Raw genomic sequence first — 13,875 nt, 5'->3', positions numbered from 1 at the left:
CGGTCCAGGGTTCGGACAGGTGTGGCGCACGGGCGGCGCAAACGTGGGATTCCGGTGCTGCATGCTCGGGGGTTCATGCAGCACCGGAATCCGTGTCACGAGCGTAGGGAGCGGCCGGAAAAGCCGCAATCCAGACATGCCAGGCAAGCCGCCCATATGCCAGTCATCCCAGGTCAGGGGGCGACTCGGCCGTGCTTCTCGAAGGCCGCATGGGTGAGCGGCATGAGCCGGGCCCACTGCTCCTCCATCTGCTCGGCGACCATCTCGATCTCGCGCTGCGGGAAGGACGGCACGGCGGCGTTCTCCTTCTTGGTCCGCAGCGACAGGAAGTGCATCAGCGAGCGGGCGTTGCAGGTCGCGTACATGGACGAGAAGAGGCCGACCGGCAGCACCGCCCGGGCCACCTCGCGGGCGACGCCGGCGTCCAGCATCTCCCGGTAGCGCCCGTACGCCTCGCGGTAGGCCGTCTCCATCGCCCCGGTGGTGGTCCTGTGCTGCTCGGGGGTCCCCTCGACGAACTCGTAGCGGCCCGGGCGGCCCTCCTGGACCAGCTTGCGGTCCTCGCCCGGCACGTAGAAGACCGGCTGCAGCTCGCGGTAGCGGCCGGACTCCTCGTTGTAGGAGTTGTGGACGACGATGCCGTCGGCGAGGAAGTTGTGCCAGGGCCCCTCGACGGCGAGGTCGTAGGTCATCTCCTCGCCGTCCTCGGCGATCCCGGTCACCAGGTCGGCCTTGGCCAGGGCCACCGAGCCACCGCGCTTCGCCAGGGCCTGCTCGTCGGCGCTCTTCGCCGCGTGGCAGTCCTGGCAGGCGGGCGCGAGGTTCTTCTCGTCCAGCGCCTTGCCGAGGTCGAGCGCGACCGGGACGACGTGGTCGAGCTCCAGCGCCTCGCGGGGGAAGCTGCGGGAGCACAGGTAGCAGACGTCCAGCTCGTCGATGAGCCGGTTCCGCTGCATCGAGGTCCAGACCCCGATGCCCCGGCGCAGGCTCGGCGGCACCAGTGTCTCGGAGGGGCGCGCCGCGGTGCCGCCGGTCATCACCGAGTCCCCGACGGCCAGCTCCCCCGCCTTGCGCCAGCCGTCCGGGGTGAGGATCGCGTGGTCCTTGCTGCAGCGCAGCTGCTTGCCGCCGGCCGTGGTGAGCTTGATGAGCTTCTTGACCCCGGACTCCATGACGTCGACGATCTTCGCCCGCCCGGCGAGGAGGGTGCGCTCGTCGAAGCACCGCACGTGGTTGCGCCGGACCGGCTCCGGCTTCCGCGTGCGCTTTCCGGGGTTCTGCTCACGGAACTCAGCGACGGCCGCCTCGGCCGCCTCACGGGAGTCGTACAGGCCCAGGTGGTGGGTCCCGTCCTTGAACTTGACCTGCGCCCGCCACTTCTCGGACTTCTTGTGCCAGGTCACCCCGCCCTTCGGGGCCGGCACCCGGTCCTCGACGCCGACGTGCCACTGACGGTGGAGCTCCGCGATGGTCCGACGCTTGAGGGAGCCGTCCTTGCCCTGCAGCGTGATCTCCGTGTCCCCGGCGAGGCACCAGCCGCTGCGGTGGCGGTGGAACTCGCGGAAGACGAAGATCGGCGCGCTGATGAAGAAGGTCATCGAGTTGTGCTCGAACGGCGTGCCGTGCCGGTCCCGCATCAGGTAGTTGATCAGGCCCTTGGACTTCTCCGGGTCCTGCTGGAGCGCCTCCAGGGACTGCTCCCCCGCCGTCGAGACCCGGGCCGCCCAGATCACGTCCGAGTCGGCCGCGGCGCTGCGGACGAGCTCCACGGTGACGTCGCTGCGGAACTGGGGGGCCGTCGGTTCGTCGCTCACGCGCTGCTCCTCGCAGGGTTGTCGATGGTGGTGCGGGTGGTGCCGGCCGTACGGTGCAGCCGGATCGCGTGCTGCATGGTCTTGCGGGCCCGGGGGGTGTCACCGGCGTCGGCGTAGGCGACCGCGAGGCGGAAGAAGGCCCGCCAGTCGCCGGGGGCCGCCTCGGCCTCGGCCTTGCGGCGGGCGAACACGGCGTCGGCCGAGTCCCGGTCGATCCGCCCGCCGGCGGTGCGCTTCAGCTCGTCCACCGGCAGGGCGCCCTCGGCCTCCAGCTCGCGGGCCAGCCGCTCGCTGTCGCGGCCGAAGCGGACGGTCTGGCGCAGGAACCAGATGCCGATCACCGGGATGACGAAGGCGCAGAGCCCCATGCCGACGCCGAGCGGCTTGCCGGTGGCGATCAGCTGGACGCCCTCGCCCACGCAGATCAGCGCCACCAGCAGCAGCACGCCGGCGAGGACGAAGAAGCCGGTACGGGAGGTCACGTCGTACTCCAGGGGGCCGGCACGGTCACAGGTCCAGGAAGTGTTCGAGGCCCAGGGTGAGCCCGGGGGTCTCCACGACCCTGCGCACGCCGAGCAGGATGCCCGGCATGAAGCTGCTGTGGTGCAGCGAGTCGTGCCGGATGGTGAGCGTCTCGCCATTGTCGCCGAACATCACCTGCTGGTGGGCGAGCAGGCCACGCAGCCGGACCGCGTGCACCGGCACCCCGTCCACGTCGGCGCCGCGGGCGCCGGGGAGGCTGTGCGTGGTCGGGTCCTGCTGGCGCGGGCGGCCGGCCTCGGCGCGGGCGGCGGCGATCAGCTGCGCGGTGCGGGTGGCGGTGCCGCTGGGCGCGTCGGCCTTGCGGTCGTGGTGCAGCTCGACCACCTCGACCGACTCGAAGTACCTGGCGGCGGTCTGCGCGAACTTCATACCGAGCACGGCGCCGATGGAGAAGTTCGGGGCGATCAGCAGGCCCAGCCCGGGCGCCTCGTCCAGCCAGCCGCCGACGGTGGCGAGACGCTCCTCGGTCCAGCCGGTGGTGCCGGTGACCACGTGGATGCCGTGGTGCAGGCAGTAGTCGAGGTTGGGCATCACCGACTCGGGGTGGGTCAGCTCGACGGCGACCTGCACTCCGGCCTCGGTGAGCTCCTCCGGCTTCGACTCCCGGCCCAGGGTGGCGACCAGCTCCAGGTCGGGCGCGGCCTCGACGGCCTTGACCGCCTCGGAGCCGATTCGGCCCTTGGCGCCGATCACGGCGACACGCAGCGTCATGGTGAGTGTTCCCTTCAGGCCAGCAGGTCGGCGAGCCTGGCGGCCCGCTTGTCGGTGATCGGGCCGATCAGCGCCAGCGACGGCCGGTGGGCACCGAGCACGTCACGGGCCACTTCGTGGACGTCCTCCAGGGTGACGGCGGCTATCTTCGCCAGCATGTCGTCGACCGAGAGGTGGTGGCCGTAGCTCAGCTCGGCCTTGCCGATCCGGTTCATCAGCGAGCCGGTGTCCTCCATGCCGAGCACGGTGGAGCCGGAGATCTGGCCGATCGCCCGCTGCAGCTCCTCCTCGGTGATGCCGTCGGCGACCACCTTGGCGAGCTCCTCGCGGCAGATCCGCAGCACCTCCTCGACGCGCTTGGGCTGGCAGCCCGCGTAGATGCCGAAGAGGCCGCTGTCCGCGTAGGACGAGGAGTAGGAGTACACCGAGTAGGCCAGGCCGCGCTTCTCCCGGACCTCCTGGAAGAGCCGCGAGCTCATGCCGCCGCCGAGGGCCGCGTTGAGCACGCCCATCGCCCAGCGGCGCTCGTCGTGCCGCGGCACACCGGGCACGCCGAGCACCAGGTGGGCCTGCTCGGTGCCGCGGTTGAGCACCTCGACCTTGCCGGCCGTGCGCAGCGTCTTGACCCCGCGCCGGGCCTCGGCCGGGCCGGCGTCGGACTTGGCCAGCAGCGGGGCGAAGGCCCGCTCGACCTGCCGGACGACCTTGCGGTGGTCCAGGTTGCCGGCCGCGGCGACGACCAGGTGCTCGGGCCGGTAGCGGCGGTGGAAGAAGCCGGCGATCTGGTCCCGGGTGAGCGCCTTGATGGTCTCCTGGGTGCCGAGGATCGGGCGGCCCAGCGGACCGCTGCCGAAGATCACCTTGGCGAAGAGGTCGTGCACCACGTCGCCCGGGTCGTCCTCGGCCATCGCCATCTCCTCAAGGATGACGCCGCGCTCGGCCTCCACGTCCTCGGGTCGGATCAGCGAACCGGTGAGCATGTCGCAGACCACGTCGATGGCCAGCGGCAGGTCGGTGTCGAGCACCCGCGCGTAGTAGCAGGTGTTCTCCTTCGCGGTGAAGGCGTTCATCTCGCCGCCGACCGCGTCCAGGGCGGCCGAGATGTCCAGCGCGCTGCGCCGCTCGGTGCCCTTGAAGAGCAGGTGCTCCAGGTAGTGGGTGGCCCCGTTCAGCTGCGGGGTCTCGTCCCGCGAGCCGACGCCGACCCAGATGCCGAAGGTCGCGGAGCGCACCGTCGGCAGGGTCTCGGTGACGACCCGCAGGCCGCCGGGGAGGACGGTGCGGCGCACCGTGCCGGCGCCGTCCGCGCCCTTGAGCAGGGTCCGGGTGGTGCCGGGGCGCTGCTTCGCCGCCGAGGCCTGGGCCACGGGGGTACCTCCGTAGAAAGCATGGGTGAACAACCGGGTGCGGCCCGCACGCCGACGGGGGCGTGCGGGCCGCGACCGGGCTCTGGGAATGGGGGGCTAGCGGCGCTTCACTCGGAAGCGGCCTCGCCGCCCTCCTCGCCCTCGATGACGGGGATCAGGGAGAGCTTGCCGCGCGGGTCGATCTCGGCGATCTCGACCTGGACCTTGGTGCCGACGCCGAGCACGTCCTCGACGTTCTCGACGCGCTTGCCACCGGCCAGCTTGCGGATCTGCGAGATGTGCAGCAGGCCGTCCTTGCCCGGCATGAGCGAGACGAACGCGCCGAACGTCGTGGTCTTGACCACGGTGCCCAGGTAGCGCTCGCCGACCTCCGGCATGGTCGGGTTGGCGATCTGGTTGATCGTCGTACGGGCAGCCTCCGCCGAGGGGCCGTCGACCGCACCGATGTAGATGGTGCCGTCGTCCTCGATGGTGATGTCCGCGCCGGTGTCCTCCTGGATCTGGTTGATCATCTTGCCCTTGGGGCCGATGACCTCACCGATCTTGTCCACCGGGATCTTGATGGTGATGATGCGCGGCGCGTTCGGCGACATCTCGTCGGGCGCGTCGATGGCCTCGTTCATCACGTCGAGGATGTGCAGGCGGGCGTCGCGGGCCTGCTTCAGCGCGGCGGCCAGCACCGACGCCGGGATGCCGTTGAGCTTGGTGTCCAGCTGCAGCGCGGTGATGAAGTTGCGGGTACCGGCGACCTTGAAGTCCATGTCGCCGTACGCGTCCTCGGCGCCCAGGATGTCGGTCAGCGCGACGTAGTGGGTCTCGCCGTCGATCTCCTGCGAGATCAGGCCCATGGCGATGCCGGCGACGGCGGCCTTCAGCGGCACACCGGCGTTGAGCAGCGACATGGTGGAGGCGCAGACCGAGCCCATCGAGGTGGAGCCGTTGGAGCCGAGCGCCTCGGAGACCTGGCGGATCGCGTAGGGGAACTCCTCGCGGGTCGGCAGCACGGGCAGGATCGCCCGCTCGGCCAGCGCGCCGTGGCCGATCTCACGGCGCTTGGGCGAGCCCACGCGGCCGGTCTCGCCGACCGAGTACGGCGGGAAGTTGTAGTTGTGCATGTAACGGCGACGCGTCTCCGGGGAGAGCGTGTCGAGCTGCTGCTCCATGCGCAGCATGTTCAGCGTGGTGACACCCAGGATCTGGGTCTCGCCGCGCTCGAACAGGGCGGAGCCGTGGACGCGCGGGATGGCCTCGACCTCGGCGGCCAGGGTGCGGATGTCGGTGACGCCGCGGCCGTCGATGCGGACCTTGTCCTTGATGACGCGCTCGCGGACGATCTTCTTGGTCAGCGCGTTGTAGGCGGCGCTGATCTCCTTCTCGCGGCCCTCGAACTCCGGCAGCAGCTTCTCGGCGGCCAGCGCCTTGACGCGGTCGAGCTCGTTGTTGCGCTCCTGCTTGCCCGCGATGGTGAGGGCCTGGGAGAGCTCGTCCTTGACGGCGGCGGTCAGCGCGGCCAGCACGTCGTCCTGGTAGTCCAGGAAGACCGGGAACTCGCCGGTCGGCTTGGCGGCCTGGGCGGCCAGCTGGGCCTGGGCGGCGCAGAGGACCTTGATGAACGGCTTGGCGGCGTCCAGACCGGCGGCGACGACCTCCTCGGTCGGGGCCTCGGCGCCGTCGGTGACCAGCTTGATGGTCTTGTCGGTGGCCTCGGCCTCGACCATCATGATCGCGACGTCGCCGTCCGGCAGGACGCGACCGGCGACGACCATGTCGAAGACGGCCGACTCCAGCTCGCTGTGGGTCGGGAAGGCGACCCACTGGCCCTTGATCAGGGCGACGCGGACGCCACCGATGGGGCCGGAGAACGGCAGGCCGGCCAGCTGGGTGGAGGCGGAGGCGGCGTTGATGGCCACCACGTCGTACAGGTGGTCCGGGTTGAGGGCCATCACGGTGACGACGACCTGGACCTCGTTGCGCAGGCCCTTGACGAAGGACGGGCGCAGCGGGCGGTCGATCAGGCGGCAGGTGAGGATGGCGTCCTCGGAGGGCCGGCCCTCACGACGGAAGAACGAGCCGGGGATGCGGCCCGCGGCGTACATCCGCTCCTCGACGTCGACGGTCAGCGGGAAGAAGTCGAAGTGCTCCTTCGGCTGCTTGGACGCGCTGGTGGCCGACAGGACCATGGTGTCGTCGTCCAGGTAGGCGACGGCGGAGCCGGCGGCCTGGCGGGCCAGACGGCCGGTCTCGAAGCGGATGGTACGGGTGCCGAAGGAACCGTTGTCGATCACGGCCTCGGCGTAGAACACGTTCTCTTCCACCTGGAAGATCTCCTCTTTCGTACGTCTCCGGGAGAGCGCCCCCGCGCACAGCCTTGCGGTGGCCCTGGACCCTCTTTCACAGAGGGAGGCAGTCGGGCCGGTCTTCGATCGAAGCCTCCGGCGGGCCCCGCTCGTCTGCGGGGCTTCCGGCGGCCACTACCGAGGACCGGCGCCTCTCGGCTGCCGGGCCTGGACGGGCGGTCCGCGTCTGGGCGCTCTCTCGGATGCGGGCGGCTTCCGTTTGAAGCCTTCGTCCCGCGGGGGGTCTGGGTCTTTCGGCCTGGGTGGCGCGGTGTCGCGCCATCACCCGGCATGCCCACAACCCTACGGTGCAATCCTCGGCCACCTGGGGAGGTGCGCGCGAGTTGTTATGCGCGGTCGTGTGTCCGGTGCTCCGCGGGCACCGGCCGCGGCATACGCGCGAGGGGCGGCCCCCCGGTGTGGGGAGCCGCCCCGAGCGGCGGTCTTAGCGGGCGCCGCCGGCGGCACCGCGGCGGATGCCCAGGCGGTCGACGAGCGTACGGAAGCGCTCGATGTCCTTCTTGGCCAGGTACTGCAGCAGGCGGCGACGCTGGCCGACCAGGATCAGCAGGCCACGACGCGAGTGGTGGTCGTGCTTGTGGGCCTTCAGGTGCTCGGTCAGGTCCGAGATGCGACGGGAGAGCATGGCCACCTGGACCTCGGGGGAGCCGGTGTCGCCCTCCTTGGTGCCGAACTCGGCGATGATCTGCTTCTTGACGTCAGAGGCGAGAGCCACTGCAACTCCTTCGGGGTGATACCGAGCGGTCCTGGTCTACGGCACAGGACTCTGTGAGAACTCGGTGTCGCGACTGAGTGCGGCCTGCGGTCTGCGACCCACCGGGGGCGGACACACGGCTGCACTCGAAAGGCAAGCGTACCAGTGCCGCCCCGCGGCCCGTCGGCGGCCCGGTCAGCCGGTGATGCCGCCGCGGACCAGGGTGTAGATGTCGAGCACGGCGAGCGCCAGCGGGACGAGGGCCATCAGGGTGAGGCTGTCGACCAGGTCCAGGATGCGCCCCCAGAAGGGGGAGACGCCCAGCCGGGGCACCACCAGGGCGATGGCGGTGAGCACCGCGGCGCCGAAGGCGATCGAGGTGCCCAGCCAGATGGTGCGCAGGTCGACCTCGGTGGCGCTGGCGGCCTTGAGGATGAACAGCGGGGTGTGCAGGGAGAGGCCGACGATCAGCAGCGACAGTCCGATCAGCCCGGCGATGGTGAGGCTGAAGACCTGCGCGGTGTAGCGGAAGAGCCGGGCGCGCAGCATGGTGGCGATGCCCAGGGTGAGCGCGAGCAGCTCCGGGAAGAGCGCGTCGGTGAAGCCGAGCACGGCGCAGGCGCCGACGATCACCGCGGCGCAGCCGCCGACGAGGCCGACGAGCACCTCGTGGCCGCGGCGGGCCTGGTGGGCGATCCGCTCGTACTGGACGGCCTCGGCGCGGCCGGCCTCCTCGTCGTAGTCGCGGCTGCGGGTGCGGGTCTGGCCGGGGGCGCTGAAGCCGACGGGCAGCCGGGCGAAGCGGGCGGAGAGGCCGGGCAGGAAGCCGATCACGGCGACGGCGGCGACGCCGGTGACGGCGGCGATGTGGCCGACCGGGGTGCCGGGCAGCAGGACCGCGGCGAAGGTGGCGAGTGCGCCGGCGGCGGCCACGAAGGCGGCGGCGACGAACAGCGAGTCCCGTTCGGGCAGCAGGCCGACCAGCAGCACGGCGACGACGAGGACGGCGACGCAGCCGGTGAGGAACTGCAGCCGGCCCGGGCCGTCCCAGGCGTGGGCGGGCGCGATGACGCCGCTGCCGCCGATCATGGCGTGCGGGAGGGCGCCGAGGCCGAGGGCGAGCGCGGCCCAGGCGTCCTGGTAGACCCGGGCGCGGACGCCGGCCAGGGCGGTGAGCACCACGGCGGTGACGCCGGAGAGCACGCCGGGCAGACCGTGCATGTCGTGGCGCAGGTCGGAGAACCAGAGCGCGAAGCCGAGCAGGGTGAGCAGGACGCCGGCGCCGATGAGGCCGAAGGCCCGCATCAGCTCGGGGCTCCAGAACCGGCGGTCGGCCTCGACGGCGGTGGCGATGGCGTCGGCGACGTCGTCGTAGACGGCCGGCGGGAGCGACTCGGCGAACGGGCGCAGGCTGAGCAGGTCGCCGTCGCGGACCTGCTGGGCGGCGAGCGGCAGGCCGCTGTCGAGCACGGTGCCGTCGCGCCGGACGAGGTGGAAGCCGGTCGGCGCGCCGTCGGGCTGGGTCTGGCCGGACAGGCGCAGCACCTCGGGGTAGACGTCCGCGAGCGGGACGTCCTCGGGCAGGGCGACATCGATCCGGCTGTCCGGCGCGACGACGGTGACCCGGCAGAAGCCGGTGGTGGCGGACGTGGTCATGCTGACACCTCGCCGGCGTTCATCGCGCACCCCTCGATCGCTCGACCCACTGGGCGCTCCCCCTTGTTGACGGTGCCGCCCTGCGGGCGGCGGTCGGTCTGCTGCACTGCGCGGGCGCCCGGCCGGGGAACTGGTCCGATCCGGCCTTGAGTTGGCGCGGCGTTACCCTACCCGCTCCGTTCCCGGGCCCGGTCGAGCAGGGGCCGGTGGGGTGCCGCCGGTGGGTCGCCGGGGGCGACCAGTAGGATCGGCCCCTGCGCAAGGCGACGGGGGCAAGGAGCCGCGCTCCTCCCCGGGGCGCCTGCGGTCGGCGGAGCGGGGGCGGCGTCACACGGGGCGCCCTCACCCGTACGTATCCAGTTGCGTGAGGGCTGATGCCGAAGTGAACGAGCTGTCCGTTCGAGGCTGCGGGGTGGGAGCATGAGCGTGATCACGGTCAAGCGCCCGGCGCGGGCCTACCCCCCGGCGGTGCCGGAAGAGCCGGTGGAGTTGATCAGTCCGCCCGAGTTGCCCCGGTCCGGCGGCGAGGACTGGCTGATGAGCATCCTTCCGATGCTCGGCATGGGCGGTTCGGCGGTGTTCTTCTTCTCGCCCGGCGCCGCGGCCCCGATGAAGATCATGGGCGGTCTGATGATCGTCTCCACGGTCGGCATGGCGCTGGCCCAGATCGTGCGGGCACGCAAGGGCGGCTCGACCGCCACCGCCGACGAGCGCCGCGACTACCTGAAGTACCTGCAGCAGATGCGCCGCCAGGTGCGCCGCACGGCCGAGCGCCAGCGCGGCGCGCAGCTGTTCCTCAACCCGGAGCCGGACCAGCTCTGGTCGATCGTCGCCGACGGCCGGCGGATCTGGGAACGCCGCAGCGGGGACGCGGACTTCGCGCAGATCCGGGTCGGCCGCGGGCCGGTGCAGCTGTCGACGCCGCTGGTGGCGCCGCAGACCGCGCCGATGGACGAGCTGGAGCCGCTCTCCGCGGCCGCGATGCACACCTTCCTCAAGGCTCACGGCACCCTGCAGGACCTGCCGCTCGCGGTGTCGCTGCGCGCCTTCTACCACATCACGGTGTGCGGGGACCCGGACACCGTGTACGGCAACGTACGGGCGATGATCGCCCAGTTGACGACGCTTCACTCGCCGGACGACCTGCTAGTGACGGTGGCCGCGGCGCCCGGCGCGGTGGAGGAGTGGGAGTGGATCAAGTGGCTCCCGCACAACCAGCACCGCAAGGAGAGCGACGGCGCGGGCTCGCGGCGGCTGATCGCGACCGGCCTCGGTGAACTGGAGTACCTGCTCCAGGACGAACTGGCGGGCCGCCAGCGCTTCGTGCGGGACGCCGCGCCGACGACGGAGCAGCCGCACATCGTGGTGGTCATGGACGGCGCCTCGGTGCCGCACGACTCGCTGCTGGCCGGCCCGGAGGGCGTGCACGGGGTGACCATCATCGAGGTGGTCCCGGGCGACCTGGACGAGCCGACCGGCCACCTCATCGTCACGGTGAGCCCGGAGCAGCTGGTGCTCCGCTCGGCCTCGGGCGCCACCTACTCCGGCACGCCGGACACCCTGTCGGCCTGGCAGTCCGAGGCGCTGGCCAGGCAGTTGGCGCCGTACCGGATCTCGGCCGGAGGCGACGACGAGCCGCTGCTGTCCAACCTCGACTTCACCGACCTGATGAACTCGGGCGACCCGGGCTCCTTCGACGTGTCGCGGAGCTGGCGGCCGCGGGCGCAGCACGAGAAGCTGCGGGTGCCGATCGGGGTCGGGGCCGGCGGCGAGCACGTCTACCTGGACATCAAGGAGGCGGCGCTGGAGGGCATGGGCCCGCACGGCCTGTGCGTCGGCGCGACCGGCTCCGGGAAGTCGGAGCTGCTGCGCACCCTGGTGCTGGCGCTGGCGATGACGCACTCCTCGGAGATCCTGAACTTCGTCCTCGCCGACTTCAAGGGCGGCGCGACCTTCGCCGGCATGGCGGACATGCCGCACACCTCCGCGGTGATCACCAACCTGGAGGGCGAGCTCACCCTGGTCGACCGCATGCGGGACGCGATCGAGGGCGAGCTGAACCGCCGCCAGGAGCTGCTGCGCTCGGCGGGCAACTACGCCAACCTGCACGAGTACGAGCGGGCCCGCGCGGCAGGTGCGGCGCTCGACCCGCTGCCCTCGCTGGTGCTGATCATCGACGAGTTCTCCGAGCTGCTCACCGCGAAGCCGGACTTCATCGAGATGTTCATCCAGATCGGCCGGATCGGCCGTTCGCTGGGTGTGCACCTGCTGCTGGCCTCGCAGCGCCTGGAGGAGGGCAAGCTGCGCGGCCTGGACACCTACCTCTCGTACCGGATCGGTCTGCGCACCTTCTCGGCGGCGGAGTCGCGGGCGGCGCTCGGCGTGCCGGACGCGTACCACCTGCCGCCGGTCCCGGGTGTCGGCTACCTGAAGTTCGGCACCGACGTGATGGACCGGTTCAAGGCCGCGTACGTCTCGGGGCCGTACCGGGCGCCGGGCCAGCAGCGCGCCACCGGCGGGCGGCTGGTGACGGCGCAGCCGGTGCTGTTCACCGCGGCCGAGGTGCCGGTGCTGGAGCCGCTGGTGCAGGAGGTCGAGCCGGTGGCCGAGGAGCCGGACGACGCGCTGGTGGACACCGTGCTGGACGTGTTCGTGCAGCGGATGGCGGGGCAGGGCCCGGCCGCGCACCAGGTGTGGCTGCCGCCGCTGGACGAGGCGCCGAGCGTGGACCAGCTGCTGCCGCCGCTGCAGGCGACCGCGGAGCGCGGGCTGACCTCGCCGGGCTTCGGCGCGCTGGGCCGGCTGGAGGTGCCGGTCGGCATCGTGGACCGGCCGCGCGACCAGCGGCGCGACGTGCTGCACCAGAACTACTCGGGTGCGGCCGGCCACGGCCTGATCGTGGGTGGTCCGCGCTCCGGCAAGTCGACGCTGGTGCGCACCACGGTGGCGGCGTTCGCGCTGACCCACACCCCGCTGGAGGCGCAGTTCTACCTGCTGGACTTCGGCGGCGGCGGCTTCCAGTCGCTGCAGGACCTGCCGCACGTCGGCGGGGTCGCGGGCCGTCTGGACGTCGAGAAGGTGCGCCGCATGATCAGCGAGGTGCACGGGGTGCTGAACCGGCGCGAGGAGCTGTTCCGGGCGACCGGGATCGACTCGATCGCGACGTACCGGGCCCGCCGGGCGGCGGGGCAGCTGCCGGACGAGCAGTTCGGCGACGTGTTCCTCGCGATCGACGGCTGGAACACCTTCAAGCAGGAGTTCGAGATGCTGGAGGGGGTGATCGGCGACATCGCGCAGCGCGGTCTCGGCTACGGTGTCCACGTGATCATCACCGCGGCCCGCTACGCGGAGGTCCGCCCGGCACTGAAGGACCTGCTGCAGAACCGGACCGAGCTGAAGCTCGGTGACGCGATGGAGTCCGAGGTGGACCGGAAGGTGGCGCAGAGCGTGCCGTCCATGCCGGGCCGCGGCGTCACTCCGGACCGGCTGCACTTCCTCTCCGGGCTGCCGCGGCTGGACGGCTCAAGCTCGGTGGACGACCTGCAGGACGGCGTGGCCGGGCTGGTCGCCGCGGTCAACGCGGCCTGGACGGGCCCGCTCGCGCCGCAGGTCCGGATGCTGCCGGCGGTGCTGGACGGGCACTCGCTGCCGAAGGGTTTCGAGCACCCCGAGCGCGGGGTCTCGTTCGGCGTGGACGAGGTCGAGCTGGCTCCGGCCTTCGTCAACTTCGAGACCGACCCGCTGTTCATCGTCTTCGGCGACACCGAGTCGGGGAAGTCCGCGCTGCTGCGGATGCTGATCAAGCAGATCACCGAGCGCTACACGCCGGACCAGGCGGGCATCGTCGTCGGCGACTACCGGCGCGCGCTGCTCGGCGTGGTGCCGCAGGAGTACCTGGTGGAGTACGCGGCCGCGCAGCCGGCCATGACGAGCATCGTGGAGATGCTGCGCGGGGCCTGCTCGCGCCGGCTTCCGGGCCCGGACGTGACCGCCGAACAGCTGCGCAACCGCAGCTGGTACAGCGGCAAGGACATGTTCGTGATCGTGGACGACTACGAGCTGGTGGCGACGAGCTCGGGCAACCCGCTGGGGCCGCTGGCCGAGTTCCTGCCGTTCGCCCGGGACATCGGCCTGCGCGTGATCATCGCGCGCAGCGCCGGCGGCGCCGGGCGCTCGCTGTACGAGCCGGTGATGCAGCGGATGCGGGAGCTGGGCGGCCAGGGCGTGATCCTGTCCGGCAACAAGGACGAGGGCGCGCTGCTGGGCACGGTCAAGCCGCAGCCGCTGCCGCCGGGCCGCGGCGTGTTCGTCTCGCGTCGGGCGACCAACGGCCAGATGGTCCAGACGGGCTGGCTGCCGTCGGCCTAGTCCGGTCCGGGCGCGGCCCGGTATGCACGGCCGCCCCGGGCGGCGGTCACGGACGGTGATCGAAGGGTCGGGCTCCTCGGGAGTCCGGCCCTTCGGCGTCCCACGTTCCGAAACGTTACCTAGATCTTTCGGGCCCACCGCTGCGGTTCCCGTACCCGGCCGGCCGGCCCCGGAGGCCGCCCGGCGACGCCTGGGCGAGTCAGACCCACATCGGGATGCAGCCTTCGAATAGCAGATCGCAATCCGCAGTTCACCTTGGATTCAAGCGTCATGCAGCGAAAGTAACAAGTCGGACATACATCGCAATGACCATGCGTGATCACTGATTCGCATGTTTATGCCATCGAACGCAACGGATTCCGAAG

General features: G+C 71.5%; 8 protein-coding genes and 1 pseudogene. 1 reads left to right on the top strand and 8 read right to left on the bottom strand.

What is annotated here, in order from left to right; all coding sequences use genetic code 11:
* Nucleotides 1–173: 173 nt before the first annotated feature.
* The 8 genes and pseudogenes from thyX to eccD form a co-directional block, all read right to left on the bottom strand.
* Nucleotides 174–1,229 (bottom strand): FAD-dependent thymidylate synthase, encoded by a 1,056-nt coding sequence (gene thyX / locus ACF9IK_RS23990; RefSeq protein ID WP_395298669.1) that lies wholly within the window; start codon nt 1,227–1,229, stop codon nt 174–176.
* 303 nt (nt 1,230–1,532) lie between these two features.
* Nucleotides 1,533–1,814, bottom strand: a pseudogene (locus ACF9IK_RS23985) (FAD-dependent thymidylate synthase); the annotation flags it as partial.
* Nucleotides 1,811–2,296: a hypothetical protein gene (locus ACF9IK_RS23980; RefSeq protein ID WP_395296168.1), complete on the bottom strand. Its 486-nt coding sequence runs from the start codon at nt 2,294–2,296 to the stop codon at nt 1,811–1,813. The pseudogene ACF9IK_RS23985 and the gene ACF9IK_RS23980, both read right to left, overlap by 4 nt.
* A 25-nt stretch (nt 2,297–2,321) precedes the next feature.
* The gene (gene dapB, locus ACF9IK_RS23975) at nt 2,322–3,068 is read right to left on the bottom strand and encodes a 4-hydroxy-tetrahydrodipicolinate reductase (protein ID WP_395296167.1); all 747 of its coding nucleotides are present in this window, start codon (nt 3,066–3,068) and stop codon (nt 2,322–2,324) included.
* Nucleotides 3,069–3,082: 14 nt separating this feature from the next.
* Nucleotides 3,083–4,435, bottom strand: coding sequence for a M16 family metallopeptidase (locus ACF9IK_RS23970; RefSeq protein ID WP_395296166.1), 1,353 nt, complete (start codon nt 4,433–4,435; stop codon nt 3,083–3,085).
* A 107-nt stretch (nt 4,436–4,542) separates the two neighbouring features.
* The gene (locus tag ACF9IK_RS23965) at nt 4,543–6,750 is read right to left on the bottom strand and encodes a polyribonucleotide nucleotidyltransferase (RefSeq protein WP_395296165.1); all 2,208 of its coding nucleotides are present in this window, start codon (nt 6,748–6,750) and stop codon (nt 4,543–4,545) included.
* Between the two features lie 466 nt (nt 6,751–7,216).
* On the bottom strand, nt 7,217–7,507 hold the full coding sequence (gene rpsO, locus ACF9IK_RS23960; RefSeq protein ID WP_238741294.1) for a 30S ribosomal protein S15: 291 nt from the start codon (nt 7,505–7,507) through the stop codon (nt 7,217–7,219).
* Nucleotides 7,508–7,681: 174 nt separating this feature from the next.
* Nucleotides 7,682–9,142, bottom strand: coding sequence for a type VII secretion integral membrane protein EccD (gene eccD / locus ACF9IK_RS23955; RefSeq protein WP_313763807.1), 1,461 nt, complete (start codon nt 9,140–9,142; stop codon nt 7,682–7,684).
* Nucleotides 9,143–9,562: 420 nt separating this feature from the next.
* Here eccD and eccCa point away from each other — a divergent pair, with 420 nt between their 5' ends.
* Complete coding sequence (gene eccCa, locus ACF9IK_RS23950) at nt 9,563–13,510, top strand: type VII secretion protein EccCa (RefSeq protein WP_395296164.1); 3,948 nt, start codon at nt 9,563–9,565, stop codon at nt 13,508–13,510.
* The last annotated feature ends 365 nt before the right edge of the window (nt 13,511–13,875 follow it).

Source organism: Kitasatospora hibisci (assembly GCF_043950205.1).
Lineage (GTDB): Bacteria > Actinomycetota > Actinomycetes > Streptomycetales > Streptomycetaceae > Kitasatospora > Kitasatospora hibisci.
The sequence above is the reverse complement of the archived record's forward strand: the minus strand, read 5'-3'. Positions and strand labels throughout refer to the sequence as shown.

Coding starts and splice junctions, on each gene's coding strand:
- eccCa (WP_395296164.1), top strand. CDS start 9,563: ATGAGCGTGATCACGGTCAAGCGCCCGGCGCGGGCCTACCCCCCGGCG.
- eccD (WP_313763807.1), bottom strand. CDS start 9,142: ATGACCACGTCCGCCACCACCGGCTTCTGCCGGGTCACCGTCGTCGCG.
- dapB (WP_395296167.1), bottom strand. CDS start 3,068: ATGACGCTGCGTGTCGCCGTGATCGGCGCCAAGGGCCGAATCGGCTCC.